Raw genomic sequence first — 21239 nt, forward strand, 5'->3', positions numbered from 1 at the left:
CGGTTGGTCCCATGACGGCACCCCTGGATGTGCTCGTGGTGGGCGCGGGCCCGACCGGACTCGCACTCGCGACGCAGCTGCGCGCCTACGCAACCCCGTTCCGGGTCGTGGACCGCTCCCTGGACCGCGTCAGGGAGTCACGCGCCCCGGCCATCCAGCCCCGCACCCTGGAGATGCTGGCCGGGTTCGGCGTGACGGACGAACTGGTCGACCGGGGGAACGCGTCGGTCCGGCTGCACCTGCACTTTCCCGGACGGGTGCTGCACGTGCCGGTATTCGACGTCGGCTGCGTCGACACGCCGTATCCCTTCCTGCTCTTCCTCCCGCAGTCGGAGACGGAGGCGGTCCTCACGGCCGGTCTCGCCGCACGGGACGTCACCGTCGAGCGGGGCACGGAGCTGGTGAGCGCCGAGCCGGAGGGCGAGTACGTCACCTGCCGCCTGCGCACCGGGGAGGGCAGCGAGGAGACGGTGCGGGCCCGCTACGTCGTCGGTTGCGACGGCGCCCACAGCACCGTGCGCGATCAAGCCGGCATCGCCTTCGAGGGACATGCCTATCCCCAGACGTTCCTGCTGGCCGACCTGGAGGTCGACGGACTGGAGACGGGTGCCGCGCACACCTTCATGACCGCCTCCGGCCTGCTGTTCTTCTTCCCGCTCGGCACCCCGGCCACCTGGCGGATGATCGCCATGTACCCGCCGGGAGCCCCGCCCGACGAGGTGACGCTGGACCTCCTCCAGCAGATCGCCGACGACTGGACGGCCGACCGGCTGACCCTGCGGGACGCCGTCTGGATGACTTCCTTCCGCATCCACAACCGCGGGGCCACCCACTACCGGAAGGGTCCGTTCTTCCTCGCCGGAGACGCCGCCCACATCCACAGCCCGGCCGGGGGACAGGGCATGAACACCGGCATCCAGGACGCCCTCAACCTGGGCTGGAAACTCGCGCACGTCTGCCGCGGGGCAGCACCGGAGGAGCTGCTGGAGACCTACCAGGCGGAGCGGGCCCCGGTCGGCCACCGCGTACGGCGCCTCACCGACCGGGCGTTCACCGTCGGCACGAGCAGCCACCCGGCCCTGCGGCTGGCCCGGAGACGCCTCGCCCCGCGCTTCGCTCCGCTGTTCCTGCGCGCGACCGGCCCCCGCGCACGCCTCTTCCGCACGGTCTCCGAACTCGGCATCCACTACCGCCGCGGCCCCCTCTCCACCACCGGACCGACCCCGCCGGGGCGTGGCCCGCGGGCGGGAGACCGGCTCCCCGACGTCCCACGCGGCCTCCAGCAACGGACCGCCGGCCCGGGCTACGACCTCCTGCTCGCCGGCTCCTGGCCCGAGATTCCGTCGCTGCACGACCTGGTCGGCGTCCACCGCCTCGGCACGGAAAGCCCCTGGTCCGGCGCCACCCATGCCCTCGTACGGCCCGACGGGTACGTGGGTTACGTGGCTGGAGGCACCGACCTGACAGGCCTGCACACCTACCTCGATCGCTGGCTGCCCGGCCCGAGAACCTAGCCGGAGAGACCCTTCAGCCACTCGACCAGCAGCCGATTGGTCTCGGCGGGACGCTCCTGCTGGAGGAAATGTCCGCAGCCGTCGAGGATGTGAGAAGCCGTCAGTGCGGGCAGCGTGGTCGGGTACGCCGCGATCGCGTCGGCCAGCCAGGTCGTGGACGCGTCAAGGCCACCGCCGATGAACAGCGACGGCTGGGTGACGGGGGCGCCGGCGAAGCCGGCCAGGTCCTGCCAGTCCCGGTCCATGTTCCGGTAGCGGTTCAGGGCGCCGGTCATGCCCGTGCGTTCGAACTCCCCGGCGTAGACGTCGAGATCGCCCTCGCTCAGCCAGTGCGGCAGCCGGCCCACGGGGAAGCGGTCCCGCAACCGGCCCCCGCGCGCCACGAAATGCGGGTCGGCTTCGGGCATCGTGTCCGCCGACAGGGCCGCGTAGAAGCCCGCGAGCCAGCCGCGCACGTCGGGCTCGATCTCCGCCTCGGCCCGGCCGGGTTCCTGGAAGTACGAGACGTAGAACTCCTCCTCGCCGCCCATCCGCGCGAAGACCTCGCTGGGCCTGGGCCCGCCGGGTGGCGTGTAGGGCACGCTCAGCATCGCGACCGCGCGGAACACGTCCGGCCGGACCAGCGCGGACGTCGCGGCGATGGTCGCGCCCCAGTCGTGCCCGACCAGGACCGCGGACCGCTCGCCCAGCGCCTCCACGACGGCCACGTTGTCGGCCACCAGCTCGAGCATCCGGTAGGCGTCCACCTCAGCGGGCCGGGACGAGCGCCCGTAGCCGCGCACGTCGACGGCCACCGCGCGGTAGCCCGCGGCGGCCAGAGCCGACAGCTGGTGGCGCCACGCGTACCAGGACTCGGGGAATCCGTGCAGGAGCAGGACCAGCGGCCCGTCACCCTGCTCGACGAGGTGAAGGCGGCCGACCGGTACAGGCACCAGGCGATGGGTGTGGTCGACGGCGGACGTCTGCGGCATGGATCCTCCCGCGTTCCGGAAAAGGGGCGCTCGGTCCATCGATCATGCAGCGCCCGCCGCGCCGCACACGAAGCCTGTTGCCGATTCGGCAAACGGCTCAGCCGTGGTACGTGATGTACCCGTTGCCGTCCGGGTCGGAGCCGCTCTTGGTGTACGAGTGCACGTCGGCGCGGCTGCCGGACGGCTTGTACACGTAGATCGTGTCCTTGTCGTTGTTCCACATGAAGTTGCAGTTGTCGCGGTACACGACGTTGTTCGCGTCGGAGTCGGTCCCGTTGCCGCCGCGCAGCTTCACGTAGTCACCCGGCTGGAGGGTGTGGCTCGCGGTGAAGGTGAACTTGTTCCCCGCGGCGTCCTTCACGACGTACCCCTTGAGGTTCACCGTCGTCGACCGCGAGTAGTTCTTGATGGTCAGGTACTCCTCGTCGGTGTTCCCCGTCGAGCAGCGGTTGGAGTCCCTTCCGGGAGCGTCGTACTGGATACCGCGGATCTTCAGCGCGGAGTCGTACTCGGCGGCCTGGGCCGGAACCGCCGTCAGAGCGGTCAGTGTTCCGGCAGCGACGGCCGTGGCCGCGACAAGGCGTATACGCATGGACGTTCGTCCCCCCTGCATGGCCCTCTAGTGAAGGCAATGTGATGGTTCGGTGAAGCATCCGGATCGTACACGGTTCAAGCACGCATAAGGGCGGGTCCGGTGACATTGCCACCGGACCCGCCCGCGGGGTGTGTGTGAGGTCAGGCGCCGCTGGCCCGCAGCATGTCCTCGCGCTCGACGATCTTCACGCGCTCGCGTCCTTCCGGCTCGCCCAGCGCCTTCTCCGCGGCGTCCAGCCGGTACCAGCCGTCCCAGGTGGTGAAGCGGACGTTCCGCTCGGCGAGGAACGCGTCCACGGCCTCGGGGCCGGGGGCGGCGGGAGTGTGCAGCCGGCCGTTCGCGTAGTCGTCCAGCAGGTTGGCCACCGTCTCGTTCGCGTCGCCCTTGGTGTGGCCGATGAGGCCCACCGGCCCGCGCCGGATCCAGCCGGTGACGTACGTGGACTGCAGGTGCTCGCCGCTCTCCTGCATGACCCGGCCGCCCTCGTCGGGGACGGTGCCGGAGTCGAGGTCCCAGGGCAGCTTGGGGAGTTTGTCGGACAGGTAGCCGACAGCACGGTAAACCGCGCCGACGTCCCAGGTCTTGAACGTGCCGGCGCCCTTGACGTTGCCGGTGCCGTCGAGTTCCGTGCGCTCGGTGCGCAGGCCGACGACCTTGCCGTCCTCGCCCAGGACCTCCACCGGCGACTCGAAGAAGTGCAGGAAGAGCTTGTGGGGGCGGTCGCCGACGTCGCGGATGGCCCAGTTCTCCAAGGTCTTGGCGACCATGTCGGCCTGCTTGTTGCCGCGCCGGGTCGCGATCGAGCCCTCGTCGTAGTCGATGTCCTCGGGGTCGACGATGACCTCGATGTTGGGGGAGTGGTCCAGCTCCCGCAGCTCCATCGGGCTGAACTTCGCCTGCGCCGGGCCGCGGCGGCCGAACACGTGGATCTCCTTGGCGCGGTTGGCCTTCAGACCCTCGTAGACGTTCGGCGGGATCTCCGTCGGGAGCAGCTCGTCCGCCGTCTTGGCCAGGACACGGGCGATGTCGAGCGCCACGTTGCCGACGCCGAGCACGGCGACCTTCTCCGCCTCCAGCGGCCAGGTGCGCGGCACGTCCGGGTGGCCGTCGTACCAGGACACGAAGTCCGCGGCGCCGTACGAGCCGTCGAGGTCGATGCCCGGGAGGGACAGCGCCCGGTCGGCCATCGCGCCGGTGGCGAAGATCACGCCGTCGTAGAACGCACGCAGGTCGTCCAGGCTGATGTCGGTGCCGTAGTCCACGTTGCCGAAGAGCCGGATCTGCGGCTTGTCGAGCACCTGGTGCAGGGCGGTGATGATGCCCTTGATCCGCGGGTGGTCGGGGGCAACGCCGTAACGGATCAGTCCGAACGGCGCCGGCATGCGCTCGAAGATGTCGATGGACACGCCGGGTTCGGCGGCCACCTGGGACTTGAGCAGGGCGTCGGCGGCGTAGATCCCGGCGGGGCCGGATCCGACGATGGCTACCCGCAGGGGGCGGGGCATGGTCAGGTTCCCTTCGAGCGGCGACAAGTGATCTCGCCGTGAAGCCTAAACTGAGGCATGCCTAAGTTGGTACGCGGGTCCGGTCTATGAGCTCATAAGCCAACTTTATGACTTGCCGTAGGCGGCCTTATGACCGCTCACGGCAGCGGCTGCTCCGCCCAGATCACCTTCCCGGCGGGCAGATAGCGCGTCCCCCAGCGCTCGGCGAGCTGCGCGACCAGGAACAGCCCGCGCCCGCCCTCGTCCGTCATCGTCGCGTACCGCAGACGCGGCGAGGTGCTGCTGCTGTCGGACACCTCGCAGATCAGATTGCGGTCGCGCAGCACCCGGACGTGGATGGGGCCACCGCCGTACCGGAGCGCGTTGGTGACCAGCTCGCTCAGGATCAGCTCCGTGGTGAACGTCAGCTCGTCCAGTCCCCACTCCGCCAGTTGCCGGGTCACCGCCGCCCGCACCTCGCCCACGGCCGCCGGGTCGGCCGGCACCGGCCACTCGGCCACCTGGTCGGGGGCGAGCGCCCGGGTGCGCGCGACGATCAGGGCGATGTCGTCGCTGGAGCGGGCGGTGAGCTGCGAGTCGAGGACGGTCCGGCAGGTGTCCTCCGGGGACTGGCCGGCCCGGCCCAGCGCCTCGCGCAGCATGTCCAGCCCGACGTCGATGTCCCGCTCCCGGTCCTCGACCAGCCCGTCGGTGTAGAGGACGAGCCGGCTGCCCTCCGCCAGCTCCAGCTCCGCCGTCTCGAACGGCAGGCCGCCGAGACCGAGCGGGGGACCGGCGGGCACGTCGGGGAACTCGACACTGCCGTCGGGGCGGATGAGCGCCGGCGGGGGATGCCCGGCCCGTGCGACGGTGCAGCGCCGGGAGACCGGGTCGTACACGGCGTACAGACAGGTCGCGCCGGTGACCGGGGCGCTGCCCTCCTCCTCCGTCTCGTCCTGGTCGATGCGGCCGACCAGCTCGTCCAGCAGGGCGATGAGTTCGTCGGGCGGGAGGTCGAGGGCGGAGAAGTTGTGCACGGCGGTGCGCAGCCGCCCCATGGTCGCCGCGGCGTGCAGCCCGTGCCCGACGACGTCCCCGACCACGAGCGCGACCCGGGCCCCCGACAGCGGCAGCACGTCGAACCAGTCGCCGCCCACCCCGGCCTGCGCGGGCAGATAGCGGTAGGCGATCTCCAGGGCGTCCTGCTCGGGCAGGTTCCGGGGGAGCAGGCTGCGCTGGAGCGTCACCGCCATGCTGTGCTCGCGGGTGTAGCGGCGCGCGTTGTCGATGGAGACGGCGGCCCGCGCGACCAGCTCCTCCGCCAGGGCCAGCTCGTCCGTGTCGAAGGGCTCCGGCTTCTCGCAGCGCCAGAAGCTGACCACGCCGAGCAGCAGGGAGCCGGCCCGCAGCGGCACGGTGATCAGGGAGTGGATGCCGTACTCCACGATCTGCGCGGAGCGCTCGAGGTCCTGTGCCTGCCAGCCGGGGGCCTCGCTCAGCCGGGGTTCCAGGACGGGCCGGCCGGTGTCGAGGCTGCGGCCCTGCGGAGAGGACTCGACGAACCTGATCCGCTCGCCGACGGGATAGAGCGGGGCGTCCTTGCGGATCCCGCTGAGCGCCGCACGGCTGAGCGTGGCCGCCGCGTCCGGCTGCCCGCCGCCCAGCACCGCGTCGAACAGGTCCACGGTGGCGAAGTCGGCGAACCGGGGCACGGCCAGCTCGGTCAGCTCCTCGGCCGTACGGGTCACGTCCAGGCTGGTCCCGATGCCCACCCCGGCGTCGTACAGCATGTTGAGCCGCTCCCGTGCGGTCTCGGCCCGGCCGGACAGGGCACGCAGCTCGGTGGAGTCGCGGAGCGTGGCGACACTGCCGGGCGGGACGCCCGCACGGTCCGTGGTGCGCTGGTTCACGGCGAGGAGCCGGTCCCCGACGAGATGCACCTCGTCCGTGGCGACGCGCCCGGAGGCCAGCAGCTCGGCGGTGCCGGGGTCGAGCCCCAGGCTGAGCACGTGCCGGCCCTCGGCGTCGGCGGGCAGTCCCAGCAGCCGGTGCGCCTCGTCGTTGGCGAGCAGCAGGGTGCCCCCGTCGTCGACGATGAGCACACCTTCGCGGACGGCGTGCAGCACGGCGTCGTGGTGCTCGTACATCCGGGTCATCTCGTGCGGCCCGAGCCCGTGCGTCTGGCGCAGCAGCCGCCGGCTCACCAGCGCGGCACCCGCCGTCGCCAGGACGAGCGCCGCCGCGGCGGCGGAGAGCACGAGCGGCAGCTGACGGTCGGCGGTCCCGCCGATGTTCTTGGTCGTCACCCCCGCGGACACCAGCCCCACGACCTGCCCGTCGGCGTCCTTCACCGGCACCACGGCCTGGACGAGGTGGCCGATGGTGCCCTCGACCTCCTCGGTCACCGCCTCTCCGGCCAGCGCCGGCGCGATCGTCCCGACGAACTTCTTCCCGATGCGGTCCGGCTTGGGATGCGTGTAGCGGATCCCGTCGGTGTTCATGACGACGATGAAGTCGACCTTCGACTCCTCACGGGCGGCCTCGGCATGTGGCTGGAGCACCGCCGTGGGGTCGGGACTGTCCAGTGCCTCGACCGTGCCCGGCGCGTTGGCGAAGGTCTCCGCGACGGCGAGGGAACGGTTGCGGGCCTCCTGGGTCGTGTCGTGCCGCACTTGCAGGACCAGCGCCACGACGGCCGCCACCACCAGCAGCAGCACGATCACCACGACGAGCAGGAACACCTGTCCGGCGACACTGCGTCCGCCCAGCACCGACCGCACCCCCGCCACCGGTTGCCACCGCGACGGGCCCGCCTCCCGCCGCTGCCGGGAGGCCGGCGCAGTGCCGGGCCGCAGGGGCGATCGAGTCCCGGATCGACCCAAGAGTCGGACCATGTGCCGACTCTAGCGGTCGGCAAGTGTGGCAACGAGTGCCGGGTCTGCCGATAGCGCCACCCGTTTGGCGGCATCGGGCAGCCGTCTCACGCCTCGCGTGTGAGATGTGTGTGAGACGGCGGCCGTTCGGAGCATGAGGGAGGCCCCGCCCATCCGCCACTATGGGGGGCGGATGGGCGGGGCCCGTGGAGCCCGTCTCGCCGGCGTCTTCCGGGACATCGACGAGACGGGCGGACCCGTCCCGGGTAGAGGCTTGCGGCTACCATGCCGGGGCGGGGGGCATGGGCTTGGTTCAGAGAAGTAACTAGGCCGAACGAGATCGCGCCTGACCACACGGTTCGGGGGCATGAGGTACCTCCGCGATAGCCCCGAGCAGCACGAGGCTAAGAACCCCTAACGGAATGCTCTGCGAGGACTTGAGAGCTAACTCAGGCGTCGTGAACGAACGCGGTTGCTACTGTCCGGACGTGACCCTGACCGACCTCAACGACGGCTTTCGTGACGATGAGCAGCGGCGGCGCGTCCAGAGGGTCGTTCATGATCGCCTCGCAGACGACCGTGACCCGCAGGAATGCCGCTTCCTCATGCGGTTCTGGTGGCAGCTGGTCATGTCGTACCAAGAGGTGTCGATGGACGAGCTCAGCCTGAACGTCGGTAGGCCGAAGCTGGACGTGATCGAGGCGCTGATCAGCGCCATCAGGTCGTCCCATGCCGACATCGACGCCTGGATCACCACCACACAGCAAGTCTTCCCGGTGATCCAAGATCGCGGCTTCAGGGCCGCCCAGGACAACGAACGTTAACGCGGCCGGAGCTTGTTCAGCCGTCGCCAGCAGATGAGGCTGCAAGCGAGGCTGAGGAAGGCTTCGTGGAAGTCATCGCGTATCTCCCAGCGGATGCGCAGGCGGCGGAACCAGTGCAGGTGGGCGAACGCTCGCTCGACGACCCAGCGTTGGGTGCCCAGGCCGGAGCCGTGCTCGGTCCCGCGGCGGGCGATCTGCGGCTTCACGCCGAGGTCCCAGACCAGGCGGCGGTACTTGTCGTGGTCGTAGCCGCGGTCGGCCAGCACCACATCAGGGCGGCGCCGGGGCCGGCCGCGCTTGCCCCGCACAGGCGGTACGGCCTGGAGGAGCGGGATCAGCTGGGTGACGTCGTTGCGGTTGCCGCCGGTCAGAGTCGCGGCGAGCGGAATACCCGTGGCGTCGGTGATCAGGTCGCGCCTCGGAGTTCGGCGAGCAGGACCTCGTGCAACCGGGGCCATACGCCGGCCTCGGTCCACTCGGCCAGGCGGCGCCAGCAGGTCATGCCTGAGCCGAAGCCAAGTTCCTGCGGCAGGTGTTCCCAGGAGATCCCGGTGTGCAGGACGAACAGGATGCCCTGGAACACCAGCCGGTCCGGATGCCGCTTGCGACCCGGATGCCGGATCCGACGCTCGACCTTCGGCAGCAGCGGCGCGATCACCGCCCACAGTTCGTCGTCGACTTCCCACGGCTTCGGCCGAGACACCCGCACCCCCAGATCAGCAGCCTCAGAGCGATCCAACCACCTCGAAGATCATTTCGTTAGGAGTTTTAAGGCCGTCACAGCTGGCCCGCACGCTCGGTAGGGGCGCACCATGGAAGAGAAGGAGCAGGCCAGCGGACGGGGAAGGAGGCCGACCCGTGACTCGATTCATGGACGTCCACCACGGAATGCAGGGCATCACCGCTGAGCAACTGCAGCAGGGCCGCCAGGCCGCCCTCGCGGTTGAAAGAGAGGTAGGCGCGCACTTTGAGCACGCCTGGGCGGACCCGGAGTCCGGCACGGTCTACTGCCTCACCGAGGCCGCGTCAACCGAAGTGGTCCAGCAACTCCACGAACGCTCCGGCGGCAACGTGCCTGACGAGATCCACTCGGTGCCTTTGTCGGTGTAACACCCCGGCGGCGCGGCCATCGCGGTCGCCGACTGCCTCAGGTGAGCGGGCCCGCAGCGGGGATGGACCGCAGCCTGGTGCCATGGCCGGCACGCAGCCCGTTGTGATCTACCCGCCTACCGAAGTCGGGGGCCGGCGCGTATGCGTGGAAGGCGCGATCCGGGCGTGTGCGTATGGTGGAAGTAGATCAACCCAAAGACCCCTTTCAGTAGGGAGTGGGTGCAATGGTCGAGCGTCGGATTCTGGGTCCTGAGGACGGTGAGCTCTATCAGCCGGAGCGGGCGCGCGGTGACCGTTTTCTGGTCAACAGTCCCGACTGGGGCGGTCGCTTCACGCTTGTCGAGCACCGTCTGCCCCCGAGCGTGCTTGCGGCACCCGTGCATAAGCACACCGAAGAGGACGAGTTCAGTTTCGTCCTCGACGGATCGGTCGGTGCGAGATTCGGAGACGAAGAGGTTGTCGCCGGGCCTGGTGACCTTGTCTTCAAGCCGCGCGACGAGTGGCACACGTTCTGGAACGCAGGGGACACCCCTGCTCGGTTGCTGGAGGTGATCAGCCCAGGAGGGCTGGAGGAACTGTTCCGCTGGTTTGATCAACTGAACGGCGAAGTGAGCCCCGAAGAATTGGAACGGAAGATCGGTCCGTATGGTGTACAGGCGGACATGGAAGCGACCATGGCACTTGTCGCACAGCATGGTTTGATCTTCTGATGAGGCGCCGTGGCTCCCGATGGCCCACGGACGTGGTCCGGTCCGGGCTGATCGAGTGGCGTGGGGGTGGGCCGGACGTGTGGGAGGACTGAACGCGGTCCTCGGCTGTCGCTCACCCAGCCCAATCGCAGGCTGGAACCGGCCGCGCTGCGACTGCGTCCTCAGGGTGACACCACCACCGGGGGCGCGTATGTGGGTCGTTCTGTTGATGGTGCTGATGATCGTCGTGACGGCGGCAATCTTCTTGGTGTGCATCGCCGCGACCGTGTTCTTCCTCTACTTCGGGTGGCAATTGAGTCCTTGGTACGGGCTCTTGTCAGTGCTGATGGTGATCTGCGGCTGGGGGCCGATGGTGGCGCGAATGTTCCAGCGGACGCCGGGCCGGGAGTCGGATTGATCGCTGCCCCGGCGAGGATCTTTAGCTGAGATCGGTGTCGTACGACTGGTGCACGCACGAGCGCCCCGCTCGAGGGTGGTGAGCGGGGCGTTGTCTCGGGGCCTGGTGCGGGCGGCGGCCGTCACCGCCAGGTGTCACGACGGGGTGTCGTGGGGCGGTCACGCGGAAGGTGATCCCGGAGAACCCCGCGAAGTTCGTGCGGGTCTCCCTCGTCGACCGTAAGGCGGACAAGCGGGAGCGGCGGCGTGAGAAGCCGTGGACCGTGGTTGAGGTGCAGCTGTTCATCAAGGGCATTCAGGACGATCGGCTGCACGCCCCGCTGCTGATGAGCCTGATGGGTTTGCGGCCGGCCGAGGTCTGCGGCTTGCGGTGGACTGACGTCGACCTCACGCTCGGCACCCTTGAGACGGCCATCACTCGCACGATGGTCTCCAACATGGTCGTGGTGGAGAAGGACGCCAAAACGGAAGCTGGTGAGCGCGCACTGCCGCTTCCTCAGGGGGTGTGGGAAGCGCTGCGGAAGTTCAAGGCCCGGCAGGCTGCCGAGGAGTTGGCGGCTGGCGAGGCCTATACGGACAGCGGTCTCGTCGTCGTGGACGAGCTCGCGTGCCGGTCAATACCCGGCAGTTGCGTGAGCAGCACGCCTACCGGTTAATGGCCGACCTGGGTCCACGCAAGGTGCGTCTGTACGAGGCCCGGCACTCGTGCCTGACCTACCTCGCGAACAAGGGGTGCTGGATCACATCCTGGCGACGTGGGCCGGACACACGAATGCGGGCTTCACGAAGAGGAAGTACGTCCACCCGGATGTCGAGGATCTGCGTTCGGCGGCTGCGGTGTGGGACGGCTTCCACGGCGGCGAGACGGCGCGGTTGTGAGAGATTGTGAGATGTAACCGGCTTCGGGGCGTCACGACTCCCGGCGCCCGGTACCCGCATACCGTCAGGCGCCCAGGGAACGGGCGAGCTCGGTCGTGGCCCGGGCGATCTCCGTGTCCTCGTCCGCCATCAGCCGGCCGAGCTCACCGCGCCGGGCCCGGACCGCCTGACGCGCCGCGCGCTCCCACACCACCGGGTTCTCCCGGCGGTTCAGCAGCTTCGGATAGACGGCGGCGGTGCTCTCCCACTGCCGGGCGTCGGCGATGTTCTTGAGCAGCTGGATGATCTGGGCGCGGCAGGTCACCTGGGGCAGCTTCGCCAGCTCCCACAGGAAGGGAACCGTGGCGGCCGTCGCCTGCTCCACGACGAAGCCGAACTGACAGATGCGCTTCCGCAGGTCGTCGAGTGCGGAGCGGGCGGTGTCCGCGTCACCCCAGGCGATGCCGTTGAGCAGGAGGGGAATGGCCGCCGCCGAACCGGTGGAGTCCTGGATGTCGCCCCAGGGCACGCGGTCCAGGGCCGTGAGCGGCGTGGTCCGGGCGACCCCGGACGGGGCTTCGGGGCGCTGTGGGCGCTCGCTGCTCGGGTGTTCCGTCGAAGCGCTGCGCATGGCGAGGGGCCTTTCCGCGGCAGTCGTGTCAGATGGGTGGACGGGTCGACAACCTGGCCCAGACCGTCTTGCCCGCCGGAGGGCAGGGGGTCCAGCCCCACTCCTCGGACAGGGCGTCGACGATGCACAGCCCCCTGCCGTGCTCCTCCAGGGCGGAGCCGGCCGGGGCGTACACGGGCGGGTGGTCGTCCGGGTCGGAGACGGTGACCAGCAGGTGCGTGGGGTCCAGGAGGAATCCGAGCCGGATCTCCGGAACGCCCGGCGCACCGGTCGTACCCGCCGTCCCCGGCGCCGCGTGCGTCGCGGCGTTGGCGGCGAGCTCGGTGATGACGAGGGTCGTGTCGTCGCAGCGGTGGTCGAGCGACCAGACGTGCAGCGTGTCGCGGGTGAAGGACCGGGCGCGCGCGAAGCCCTCCCTGCTGCACTCGACGAGCAGTGCGGCCGAGGCGGACAGGGCACCGGGGGGCTGCGGCATCGTCTCCGGCATCGGGGGCGGGGTCCCGTACGGCGCCGCCTCGCGCGACGTCAGCGTCCGCGAGCCGGGCGGGAATGCGGTGCTCGTGGCGGGTGCGCCTGCGTGCGCCGCAGCCCCACCACTGGGCGGCCGGAGCACGTGATGCGCAGCTGATGACACGGCATCTCCCCGATGCGAGGTCAGAACGCGGCGCCGACAAAGGGGTTGACGCCGCGGCTATTATCCACGCTGACGGCGCTCGCGTGCAATTGCACGCGAAATTGCGTGAGAATCAAGCCGTGTTGGGTACGCAAGCCGGGACGTGAACGAGAACAGCAAGGAGACCGCGGTGCCACCAGTGCAGAACGGAGTGCAGGCAAGCTCGTTGGACGCCTGCTGGATCAAGAGCCGGCACAGCAACGCCGAGGGCAACTGCGTCGAAGTCGCCCCTCTCGTCGACGGCGGCATCGCGATGCGCAACTCCCGTGACCCCGACGGGCCCGCACTCGTCTACACGGCTTCGGAAGTGGCGGCGTTCCTGGCCGGGGCGAAGGACGGCGAGTTCGACCACCTGCTGTGAAGCCCGCGGGGTGAAGTGGAGCTCAACTCACCACTTCCATGGGGCTGCTCCGGGGGATGCGAGCACGCCCGGCGGGGTGCGATAGTGTAAATCGCCCTTGTGCCGGTCTGCTGGGAGTCAGGATGTCCGCCGCGTCGCATCGCATCTCCCGTCTGGAACCCTATCTGGACAGGCCCGAGCCGGCGCCGACTCTGCTGAAGATGCTGGTCGGTGTGCAGCTGGCGGGCTTCCGTGAGGACGCCGGGCTCGCCCAGGACCAGGCGGCCCGCGCTGTCGGCTTCAGTGCCGCGAAGCTGTCCCGCATCGAGTCCGGCAAGGGCCGCCGCCCGCCGACGGAGAACGACGTCCGCGCGCTGCTCCGTCTGTACGGCACCGACGACTACGAGGCCTCGGTGCTGCTCAAGCTGTTGCAGCGCGCCGGCGAGCCGGGCTGGTGGCAGCGGTACGACAAGCGGCTGATGCCCGAGTGGTTCGACCGGCTGGTCGGACTCCAGGAGGCCGCCGCCACGATCCGCACCTTCGAGATCCAGTACGTGCCCGGCCTGTTGCAGACACCCGCCTACACCAGGGCCGTGGTGGAGCGGGGCCTGCCGAACGCGCCGTCCGGTGAGGTGGAGCGGCGCGTCGAACTCCGCCGGCACCGGGCACGGTTGCTGCTCCGGCCGGACGCACCGCAGCTGTGGGCGGTCATCGACGAGTCCGTGCTGCTGCGCGTCCTGGGCAGCACCGAGGTGATGCGGGAGCAGCTCGCACACCTCGTGGAGATGGCCGAACGCCCCAACGTGACCTTGCAGATCGTCCCGCTGAACGTCACGAACGCCTCGGCACCCGCCATCCCGGTCACGTACCTGCGCTTCGGTGGCCTCGACCTGCCCGACGTGGTCTACCTGGAGCACATCAAGAGCGCGAACTTCCTGGAGGACCTCGACGAGACGGAGGAGTACCGGATCGCGCTGGACCGCCTCGCGGACGAGGCGCTCAAGCCCCGTGACTCCCTGGAACTGCTGCGCACGACGATGGAGCAGCGCTACGCCTGACGCGTGAGTGCCCCGCGCGGGACGAGGCGCGTCCCGCGCGAGGCACCCGCGTCACTTCACCGGTGTCGCTTCTCCACCGGAACAAGCGTCACTTCTCCAGGGGAATCCGCCCCACACCGCCGAACTCGATCCACTCGTGCGTGAGCTGGCGGGGCGCCACCTCGGTGTCCGGGCGCCACGTGGACACCTCCACCAGCCCCGGCTCCAGGATCTCCAGGCCCTCGAAGTACGCGGCGACGTCCTTCTCCTCGCGCACGCGGCCCCAGTGCCCCTGGGTCGCCTGGTCCATGAAGTCCGTGACGAAGGCGCGGACCTCGGGGTCCTCGCTGACCAGCTGGCACATCACCATGAAGCTGCCGGGCGCGAGCCGCTCCCGCACGCGGCGGGCCACCGCGAGCGGCCCGTCGGTGTCACTGTCCGGGATGCAGTGGAACACCGAGTTGAACAGCACGCACACCGGCTCGGAGAAGTCGATCAGCCGAATGGTGTCGGGGTGGTCGAAGATCAGGTCGGTCTCGCGCATGTCCGCGTGGATGACGCTCGTGCGCTCGTCCTGCTCCAGCAGCGCACGGCCGTGGACCAGCACCATCGGGTCGTTGTCCACGTACACCACGTGGGTCGTGGGGTCGATGCGCTGGGCGACCTGGTGCACGTTGTCCTGCGTCGGCAGGCCGGATCCGTGGTCGAGGTACTGCCGGATGCCGTGCTCCTCGGACAGGGTCCGCACGACACGCTGGAGGAAGCGCCGGTTGTTCAGGGCCAGGCGGCGCGTGCTGGGCACGACCTTGTCGAGCTCCTCGCACGCGGCACGGTCGGCCGCGTAGTTGTCCTTGCCGCCCAGGTAGTAGTCGTACATGCGCGCTGCCGTCGGCACGTTCGCGTCGATCTCGGTGGACAACTGCTTCTCGGAGTGCATCGTTCCCCCTGCGTGGTGCCGCGCCAACGGACTGGCTGGACAGGAAGTACATCCTAGGGAGGGGGAGTTGGCCGCTGCCAGCCCAGTGGCGAAGGTGCCCACGATCGAACGACCGGATGATCGCCTCCCGCGACGGCGTGTGCCCTCTGTGGCCAGCTTGTGCACTCAGCGTCACCGGACTTCTGAGGCCACCGGCGGGGTACCCGCCACGGGACGTTCTCCTGTGGGAGGTGGGACCATGGACACCTCGGCCGACCGGATCGCGGATCCCTGGGGTGCGCGCACCCCCTACGCCCCCGGCGCGCCCTGGCCGTCCCGGACGGACACGCACCTGCGGGCCGGGATCGCAGAGCAGGACGTGGAGCGGTGGGTGCAGTCCGCCTCGCTGCTGCACTCCAACGGCGACGCGATGGACATCGCGGTGCGCGAGGGCCGCATCGTGGGAGTGCGGGGCCGGGCCGAGGACCGGGTGAACCGTGGGCGCCTGGGCCCCAAGGACCTCTACGGCTGGCAGGCAAACGCCTCTCCGGACCGGCTCACCAGGCCCCTGGTCCGTGAGAACGGCCGGCTGGTGGAGTCCGACTGGGACACCGCCATGAACCGGATCACCGCCCGGACCCGGCACCTCCTGGACCACGAGGGACCGGGCTCGATCGGCTTCTACACGACCGGGCAGCTGTTCCTGGAGGAGTACTACACCCTGGCCGTCCTCGCCCGCGCCGGCATCGGCACCAACCACCTGGACGGCAACACCCGGCTGTGCACGGCGACCGCCGCCGAGGCGCTCAAGGAGACCTTCGGCTGCGACGGGCAGCCCGGCTCCTACGAGGACATCGACCACGCCGACACCGTCGCCCTGTTCGGGCACAACATGGCGGAGACGCAGACCGTCCTGTGGATGCGGCTCCTGGACCGCCTGGAGGGGAGCGACCCGCCCCGCCTCGTGTGCGTGGACCCGCGGTACACGCAGGTCGCCCGGCGCGCCGACGTCCACGTGGCCCCGCGAGCCGGCACGAACGTCGCCCTCCTCAACGCGCTGCTGCACGAGATCATCCGTACCGGCCGCGTCGACCGGGCCTACGTCGACGCGCACACCGTCGGCTTCGAGGAGCTCGAGGCCGTGGTCGAGGAGTGCACCCCCAGGTGGGCGGCCGGGATCTGTGACGTGCCGGCCGCGCAGATCGAGCGGGCCGCGGAGATCCTCGGCACCGCCGAGCGGCTGCTGTCCACGGTCCTCCAGGGCGTCTACCAGTCCCACCAGGCCACCGCGGCCGCCGTCCAGGTCAACAACCTGCACCTGATCCGCGGCATGCTGGGCAGCCCCGGCCGCGGACTGCTCCAGATGAACGGGCAGCCCAGCGCCGAGAACACCCGCGAATGCGGCGCGGACGGCGACCTGCCGGGCTTCCGCAACTGGCAGAACGACCTGCACGTGGCCGAACTGGCCGCCGTGTGGAACGTGAACCCCGAGACGATCCCGCACTACGCGCCGCCCACGCACGCGATGCAGATCTTCCGGTACGCCGAGCAGGGCTCGGTCCGGATGCTGTGGATCACCGGCACCAACCCGGCCGTGTCCCTGCCCGAGCTGTCCCGCATCCGGTCGATCCTCGCCCAGGAACGGCTGTTCGTGGTCGCGCAGGATCTGTTCCTCACCGAGACCGCGCAGCTCGCCGACGTGGTGCTGCCCGCGGCGACCTGGGGCGAGAAGACCGGCACCCTCACCAACGCCGACCGCACCGTGCACCTGTCGGAGAAGGCCGTCGAACCACCCGGCGAGGCCAGGGCCGACCTGGACATCTTCCTCGACTTCGCCGCCCGCATGGACTTCCGCGACAAGGACGACGGACCGCTGATCACCTGGCACGACCCCGAGTCGGCGTTCGCGGCCTGGCAGCGGTGCAGCGCCGGCCGCCCCTGCGACTACACGGGCCTGAGCTACGACCGGCTGCGCGGGGGCAGCGGCATCCAGTGGCCCTGCACCGAACAGGCCCCCGACGGCACCGCGCGCCTCTACACCGACGGCATCGCCTACGCCCACCCCGACACCTGCGAGAGCTACGGCAGGGACATGGTCACCGGGGCGAGCGTGGAGCCCGTGGAGTACCGGTCCCTCAACCCGGACGGCAAGGCGGTCATCAAGGCCGCCGAGTACGTGCCGCCCCACGAGGACACCTCCGCCGACTACCCCCTCCAGCTGATCACCGGCCGGACCGTGTACCACTTCCACACCCGGACCAAGACCGCCCGCGCACCCGAGCTGAACGCCGCCGCGCCGGACGTCTGGGCCGAGATCTCGCCCGCCGAGGCGTCGGCCCAGGGGCTCGCAGACGGCGACCTGGTACAGGTCACGACCCCACGCGGAGCGGTACGGGCCCGGCTGCGCACCACCGCGATCCGCGACGGCATGGTGTTCCTGCCCTTCCACTACGGCTACTGGGACACCCCGGCCGGCCACCGCCCGCCCGGCGACGGCCCGGGCCGCGCCGCGAACGAGACCACCGTCACCGACTGGGACCCGGTCTCCAAACAGCCACTGTTCAAGACCGGCGCGGCCCGTGTCACTCTCGTCGCACGGCGCGCGATCGACACCGGCGCCCGGACCGAGACGGCGGGGAGCAGCACATGACCGGCATCGAATCCACCCTCCGCCTCCTCCACGACGGCGAACGCGACCTGGAGCAGGACCTGCTGGCCGCCGCCGCACGGCACCACACCGACCACGAGTTCCACCATGTCGCCCTCGACGTCGCCCGCTGGTCACGCGAGCACGCCGCCCGCCTCGCGGACGCGGGCCGCGACCACGGCCTCGACCTGTCGGGACCGCGCGGCAACCCGTCGCCCGGGGCGCTCGCCGCGCTCCGGGAGAAGGCGTCGGAAGCACTCGGCCGGCGCCCCGCGACCGGCCTGCTCCTCCTTCACGACCTGCGCGACCTGCACCTGGCGGCCGCGCGCAACTCCCTGCACTGGGAGATGCTCGCCCAGGCGGCGCAGGCCACCCGGGACGAGCGGCTGCTGGCCCTGGTCACCGACTGCCACCCGCAGACGCTCCGGCAGCTCCGCTGGACCAACACCCAGATCAAGATCCTCGCACCGCAGGTCCTGACCAGCGTCTGACCGGGCCCGGGGAAACCACCTGGATCGGTGGCGGAGTGCGCGTCGGGCGGATCGTCGGGGCCGTGCACGCATATTCTCGCGGCTCCAGGCCGCTTTTCCAGGAGAGACCCATGGGCGACTACTACGACCTCGGCCCGCACAGCCGTCCCGTCACCACCTCCTCCGCCGAAGCCCAACTCTGGTTCGACCGAGGCCTGGTGTGGACGTACGCCTTCCATCACGAGGAAGCCGTCGCCTGCTTCGAAAAGGCCGCCGCGGCGGACCCGGAGTGTGCCATGGCGTACTGGGGCATCGCCTACGCGCTCGGCCCGAACTACAACAAGCCCTGGGAGTTCTTCGACGACGACGAGCTGGTGCGGACCGTCGAACGAACGCATGACGCGGTCGAAAGGGCCCACGTCAAAGCCGTGCACGCCACACGGGTGGAACAGGCCCTCATCGGCGCGCTGCGGGCCCGCTACCCGCAGCCGGAGGCCGTCGAGGACTGCTCCGTGTGGAACGAGCCGTACGCGGACGCCATGCGCGCGGTGTACGAACTGGCGCCCGACGACCCGGACATCGCCACCCTGTACGCCGACGCCCTGATGAACCTCACCCCCTGGCAGTTGTGGGACCTGGTGACCGGGCAGCCCGCCGAGGGCGCACGGACCCTGGAGGCAAAAGCCGTGCTGGACGGCGCGCTCGGGACCGATGCCGGTACGCGGCACCCTGGCGTCCTGCACCTCTACATCCACCTGATGGAGATGTCCCCGGCACCGGAACAGGCTCTCACCGTCGCCGACCGGCTGCGCGGCATCGTGCCCGACGCCGGGCACCTGCACCACATGCCCTCGCACCTCGACGTCCTGTGCGGCGACTACCGCCGGGTCGTCGCGGCCAACAGCGACGCGATCGCCGCCGACGAGAAGTTCCACCGGCGGGTCGGCGCGATGAACTTCTACACCCTCTACCGGGCGCACAACTACCACTTCAAGATCTACGGGGCCATGTTCCTCGGCCAGGCACAGGTCGCCCTCGACACCGCCGCCCAGCTGGAAGCCGCCATCCCCGAAGACCTGCTGCGCGTGCAGAGCCCCCCGATGGCCGACTGGCTGGAGGGCTTCCTCGCCATGCGCGTCCACGTACTGATCCGCTTCGGCCGCTGGGACGACATCCTCGGCCTGCCCGCTCCCGCCGACCCGGAGCTCTACGCGGTGACCACCGCCATGCGCCACTACGCTCGCGGCGTCGCCCTCTCCGCCACCGGCGAAACCGCCCGGGCGGAGGCCGAACGCGAGCTGTTCCGCGCGGCGGTGGGCCGGGTGCCCGAGACGCGGACGCTGTTCAACAACACCTGCCGCGACATCCTCGCCGTCGCGGCGGCCATGCTGGACGGAGAGCTCGAATACCGCAGGGGCAACCACGACCTCGCCTTCGCGGCCCTGGAGCGGTCCATCGAACTGGACGACGGCCTCCCCTACGACGAGCCCTGGGGCTGGATGCAGCCCACCCGCCACGCCTACGGCGCCCTGCTGCTGGAACAGGGCCGGGTGGCGGAGGCCGAGGCGGTCTACCGCGCGGACCTCGGCCTCGACGACACCCTGCCCCGCCCCCTCCAGCACCCCGGCAATGTCTGGTCCCTGCACGGCTTCCACGAGTGCCTGCTCCGGACGGGCAAGACCGCCGAAGCGGCCCTGGTGGCCCAGCAGCTCAAGATGGCGACCGCGCTGGCCGACGTCCCGATCCAGGCGTCGTGCTTCTGCCGCCTGGAAACCGCGCCGCCCGGTGCTCAGGCTCAGTCGGCCGACGGGTGCTGCCACTGAAGGACGACGCCGTACACGACGATCCACCCCACCCTGTTCCAGCCCGGCCGCTGCGGTCAGAACCAGTGCAGGCAGTGCGGGGGACGGTCGGCGCGGAAGAGGGCGTCGGCGAGGGTGGCCGCGTCCGGGCGGTGGGCCAGGACGTGTCCGGCACGTACGAGCGTGCTCGGGGCGGTGCCGCCGAGGTAGATCGAGCCCAGGTCGCGCACGTCCAGGGACAGGTCGGGCTCCCGGTCCGTCGGGAGGCAGTCGGCCTTGCCTTCCCGGACGGTCAGCAGGTAGCGGCCGTGTTCGCCGAGGAACGGGTCGTCGACGTCGAGGACGAGTTCGCCGTCCGTGAACCAGCCACGTGCGGTCAGCGCCTGCGGGATGTCAAGGAGCCGCACCCAGAGCCAGTCCATGTCGTCGCTCACCTGGCCGGCGCGGAAGTCCGCGAGCCGCCAGCGCAGCGGGTGCTCGGGCGGGACGTGCTTGAACACGACCTGAGTGACCAGGTCGTGTCCGAGTACGAACCGGGCCAGGGCCGTGAAGACGGCGTCGTCGGTGGCGATGGTCTCGTCGACCGTCAAGGTGTTGGTGTCGTCGATCGAGTAGCTGGCGTACCCGTCCGGGACGCCGTCGGCGTCCCGGTGGACGGCGACGTAGCGCGGCGCCGGCGAGATCGGGGGCTGCCCCGCGCGCAGGGCCCACCAGCGGTGCGGCCGGGACAGCGCGCCGGGCTGGGCGCGGCGATACCGGTCGTACACCTCTTCCAGGATCTCGCCGCACTCGGCACGCCGCAGTACCTCGACCGACTCGTCGTCCGAGCCGCCGGCCGCTGGGGCGCCCGCCACGGTGCGGACCCGGGGATCGGCGAGGGCGGCCCGGTGGCGCGGCACCGTCAGCCGCTGCGTATAGGTCGCCGGTCCGTAGCCGAACCGGCCGTAGATCGGTGCCTCGGAGGCCAGCAGCACGGAGAGGAATTCTCCTCGGGCCCGCAACTCGGTGAGCTGGTGCCGCATCATCGTGCTGAGCACCCCTCGGCGCCGGTGGGAGGGCAGGACGCCGACGGCGGTCACCCCTGAGGCCGGGACGATGGCCTCACCGGGCAGTGTGAGTTCGAAAAGGTGCGCGGCGGCGGTGCCGACGGGCCGCCCGTCCGCCGTCAGGGCGAGCAGGCAGCGGTCCATTTCGAGCGCCGACCACCAGAGCCCGCCGCCCTCGACCGGAGTTTCCGGGAAGCGGCCGAACGCGGCATGGACCGTGTCGACGAAGACGTCGACATCCTTGTCGGTCGTGGAACGGATCTCCATTGCTGCCGCTGCCTCCTCGGGATACCGGCACCACGACTCGTGATGTCCCGCCACAGTGCAGCGTTGACCAGAGGC

The 21239-nt window shown here is 70.3% G+C and carries 20 protein-coding genes and 1 pseudogene; 12 read left to right on the top strand and 9 right to left on the bottom strand.

The genetic code is table 11. From position 1 onward, the window contains the following. Positions 1-11: 11 nt before the first annotated feature. Complete coding sequence (locus tag ACH4G3_RS17465; protein ID WP_397625287.1) at positions 12-1514, top strand: FAD-dependent monooxygenase; 1503 nt, start codon at positions 12-14, stop codon at positions 1512-1514. Here ACH4G3_RS17465 and ACH4G3_RS17470 read toward each other — a convergent pair. The 4 genes from ACH4G3_RS17470 to ACH4G3_RS17485 form a co-directional block, all read right to left on the bottom strand. Beyond that, the gene (locus ACH4G3_RS17470; protein ID WP_397625288.1) at positions 1511-2485 is read right to left on the bottom strand and encodes an alpha/beta fold hydrolase; all 975 of its coding nucleotides are present in this window, start codon (positions 2483-2485) and stop codon (positions 1511-1513) included. The two genes, ACH4G3_RS17465 and ACH4G3_RS17470, sit on opposite strands and share 4 nt — an antisense overlap. A gap of 97 nt (positions 2486-2582) precedes the next feature. Then, a complete protein-coding gene (locus tag ACH4G3_RS17475; RefSeq protein WP_397625289.1) occupies positions 2583-3077 on the bottom strand; it encodes a lamin tail domain-containing protein in 495 nt (164 codons plus the stop codon). 143 nt (positions 3078-3220) lie between these two features. Next, the gene (locus ACH4G3_RS17480) at positions 3221-4585 is read right to left on the bottom strand and encodes an FAD-dependent oxidoreductase (protein ID WP_397625290.1); all 1365 of its coding nucleotides are present in this window, start codon (positions 4583-4585) and stop codon (positions 3221-3223) included. A gap of 137 nt (positions 4586-4722) precedes the next feature. Next, positions 4723-7353, bottom strand: coding sequence for a SpoIIE family protein phosphatase (locus ACH4G3_RS17485; RefSeq protein WP_397625291.1), 2631 nt, complete (start codon positions 7351-7353; stop codon positions 4723-4725). Between the two features lie 572 nt (positions 7354-7925). On the opposite strand from ACH4G3_RS17485, the gene ACH4G3_RS17490 reads away from it, so the two are divergent. After that, positions 7926-8261 (top strand): hypothetical protein, encoded by a 336-nt coding sequence (locus ACH4G3_RS17490; RefSeq protein WP_397625292.1) that lies wholly within the window; start codon positions 7926-7928, stop codon positions 8259-8261. Here the strand turns inward: ACH4G3_RS17490 and ACH4G3_RS17495 are convergent. After that, positions 8258-8928: pseudogene (locus tag ACH4G3_RS17495) on the bottom strand (IS5 family transposase). The gene ACH4G3_RS17490 and the pseudogene ACH4G3_RS17495 sit on opposite strands and share 4 nt — an antisense overlap. Positions 8929-9119: 191 nt before the next feature. Between ACH4G3_RS17495 and ACH4G3_RS17500 the strand changes: the two are divergent. The 5 genes from ACH4G3_RS17500 (at position 9120) to ACH4G3_RS17520 (ending at position 11356) form a co-directional block, all read left to right on the top strand. Continuing rightward, entirely contained in the window at positions 9120-9371 is a 252-nt protein-coding gene (locus ACH4G3_RS17500) for a nickel-binding protein (protein ID WP_397625293.1), read from the top strand. A 224-nt stretch (positions 9372-9595) separates the two neighbouring features. Next, a complete protein-coding gene (locus ACH4G3_RS17505; protein WP_397625294.1) occupies positions 9596-10081 on the top strand; it encodes a cupin domain-containing protein in 486 nt (161 codons plus the stop codon). 190 nt (positions 10082-10271) lie between these two features. Beyond that, a complete protein-coding gene (locus tag ACH4G3_RS17510) occupies positions 10272-10478 on the top strand; it encodes a hypothetical protein (RefSeq protein ID WP_397625295.1) in 207 nt (68 codons plus the stop codon). Between the two features lie 169 nt (positions 10479-10647). Then, positions 10648-11133 (top strand): site-specific integrase, encoded by a 486-nt coding sequence (locus ACH4G3_RS17515; protein ID WP_397625296.1) that lies wholly within the window; start codon positions 10648-10650, stop codon positions 11131-11133. Positions 11134-11182: 49 nt separating this feature from the next. After that, entirely contained in the window at positions 11183-11356 is a 174-nt protein-coding gene (locus tag ACH4G3_RS17520) for a hypothetical protein (RefSeq protein ID WP_397625297.1), read from the top strand. 64 nt (positions 11357-11420) lie between these two features. Here ACH4G3_RS17520 and ACH4G3_RS17525 read toward each other — a convergent pair whose 3' ends face one another. Further along, positions 11421-11966: a hypothetical protein gene (locus ACH4G3_RS17525; RefSeq protein ID WP_397625298.1), complete on the bottom strand. Its 546-nt coding sequence runs from the start codon at positions 11964-11966 to the stop codon at positions 11421-11423. A 28-nt stretch (positions 11967-11994) separates the two neighbouring features. Beyond that, complete coding sequence (locus ACH4G3_RS17530) at positions 11995-12453, bottom strand: ATP-binding protein (RefSeq protein WP_397625299.1); 459 nt, start codon at positions 12451-12453, stop codon at positions 11995-11997. 316 nt (positions 12454-12769) lie between these two features. On the opposite strand from ACH4G3_RS17530, the gene ACH4G3_RS17535 reads away from it, so the two are divergent. Together ACH4G3_RS17535 and ACH4G3_RS17540 are read left to right on the top strand one after the other, a co-directional pair. Continuing rightward, positions 12770-13000: a DUF397 domain-containing protein gene (locus tag ACH4G3_RS17535; RefSeq protein ID WP_397625300.1), complete on the top strand. Its 231-nt coding sequence runs from the start codon at positions 12770-12772 to the stop codon at positions 12998-13000. Positions 13001-13122: 122 nt separating this feature from the next. Continuing rightward, positions 13123-14037, top strand: a complete 915-nt coding sequence (locus tag ACH4G3_RS17540) for a helix-turn-helix domain-containing protein (protein ID WP_397625301.1) — start codon at positions 13123-13125, stop codon at positions 14035-14037. A gap of 88 nt (positions 14038-14125) precedes the next feature. On the opposite strand, the gene ACH4G3_RS17545 is transcribed toward ACH4G3_RS17540, so the two are convergent. Further along, positions 14126-14953 (bottom strand): SAM-dependent methyltransferase, encoded by an 828-nt coding sequence (locus ACH4G3_RS17545; RefSeq protein ID WP_397625302.1) that lies wholly within the window; start codon positions 14951-14953, stop codon positions 14126-14128. A 238-nt stretch (positions 14954-15191) separates the two neighbouring features. Between ACH4G3_RS17545 and ACH4G3_RS17550 the strand changes: the two genes are divergently transcribed. The 3 genes from ACH4G3_RS17550 (at position 15192) to ACH4G3_RS17560 (ending at position 19872) form a co-directional block, all read left to right on the top strand. Continuing rightward, positions 15192-17582, top strand: coding sequence for a molybdopterin oxidoreductase family protein (locus tag ACH4G3_RS17550; protein WP_397625303.1), 2391 nt, complete (start codon positions 15192-15194; stop codon positions 17580-17582). Further along, entirely contained in the window at positions 17579-18070 is a 492-nt protein-coding gene (locus ACH4G3_RS17555; protein WP_397625304.1) for a hypothetical protein, read from the top strand. Before ACH4G3_RS17550 ends, ACH4G3_RS17555 begins: the two co-directional genes overlap by 4 nt. A 110-nt stretch (positions 18071-18180) precedes the next feature. Beyond that, positions 18181-19872, top strand: a complete 1692-nt coding sequence (locus ACH4G3_RS17560; protein WP_397625305.1) for a hypothetical protein — start codon at positions 18181-18183, stop codon at positions 19870-19872. A gap of 56 nt (positions 19873-19928) precedes the next feature. Here ACH4G3_RS17560 and ACH4G3_RS17565 read toward each other — a convergent pair whose 3' ends face one another. Further along, a complete protein-coding gene (locus ACH4G3_RS17565; RefSeq protein ID WP_397625306.1) occupies positions 19929-21164 on the bottom strand; it encodes a GNAT family N-acetyltransferase in 1236 nt (411 codons plus the stop codon). Positions 21165-21239 lie beyond the last annotated feature (75 nt).

Origin of the sequence: Streptomyces afghaniensis (genome assembly GCF_044327915.1) — a bacterium.
GTDB lineage: Bacteria > Actinomycetota > Actinomycetes > Streptomycetales > Streptomycetaceae > Streptomyces > Streptomyces afghaniensis.

What these genes read in the sequence shown, in the direction of transcription:
- ACH4G3_RS17465 (WP_397625287.1), top strand. Translation starts at nt 12, where the DNA reads ATGACGGCACCCCTGGATGTGCTCGTGGTGGGCGCGGGCCCGACCGGA.
- ACH4G3_RS17470 (WP_397625288.1), bottom strand. Translation starts at nt 2,485, where the DNA reads ATGCCGCAGACGTCCGCCGTCGACCACACCCATCGCCTGGTGCCTGTA.
- ACH4G3_RS17475 (WP_397625289.1), bottom strand. Translation starts at nt 3,077, where the DNA reads ATGCGTATACGCCTTGTCGCGGCCACGGCCGTCGCTGCCGGAACACTG.
- ACH4G3_RS17480 (WP_397625290.1), bottom strand. Translation starts at nt 4,585, where the DNA reads ATGCCCCGCCCCCTGCGGGTAGCCATCGTCGGATCCGGCCCCGCCGGG.
- ACH4G3_RS17505 (WP_397625294.1), top strand. Translation starts at nt 9,596, where the DNA reads ATGGTCGAGCGTCGGATTCTGGGTCCTGAGGACGGTGAGCTCTATCAG.
- ACH4G3_RS17510 (WP_397625295.1), top strand. Translation starts at nt 10,272, where the DNA reads ATGTGGGTCGTTCTGTTGATGGTGCTGATGATCGTCGTGACGGCGGCA.
- ACH4G3_RS17525 (WP_397625298.1), bottom strand. Translation starts at nt 11,966, where the DNA reads ATGCGCAGCGCTTCGACGGAACACCCGAGCAGCGAGCGCCCACAGCGC.
- ACH4G3_RS17530 (WP_397625299.1), bottom strand. Translation starts at nt 12,453, where the DNA reads ATGCCGGAGACGATGCCGCAGCCCCCCGGTGCCCTGTCCGCCTCGGCC.
- ACH4G3_RS17540 (WP_397625301.1), top strand. Translation starts at nt 13,123, where the DNA reads ATGTCCGCCGCGTCGCATCGCATCTCCCGTCTGGAACCCTATCTGGAC.
- ACH4G3_RS17545 (WP_397625302.1), bottom strand. Translation starts at nt 14,953, where the DNA reads ATGCACTCCGAGAAGCAGTTGTCCACCGAGATCGACGCGAACGTGCCG.
- ACH4G3_RS17550 (WP_397625303.1), top strand. Translation starts at nt 15,192, where the DNA reads ATGGACACCTCGGCCGACCGGATCGCGGATCCCTGGGGTGCGCGCACC.
- ACH4G3_RS17555 (WP_397625304.1), top strand. Translation starts at nt 17,579, where the DNA reads ATGACCGGCATCGAATCCACCCTCCGCCTCCTCCACGACGGCGAACGC.
- ACH4G3_RS17560 (WP_397625305.1), top strand. Translation starts at nt 18,181, where the DNA reads ATGGGCGACTACTACGACCTCGGCCCGCACAGCCGTCCCGTCACCACC.
- ACH4G3_RS17565 (WP_397625306.1), bottom strand. Translation starts at nt 21,164, where the DNA reads ATGGAGATCCGTTCCACGACCGACAAGGATGTCGACGTCTTCGTCGAC.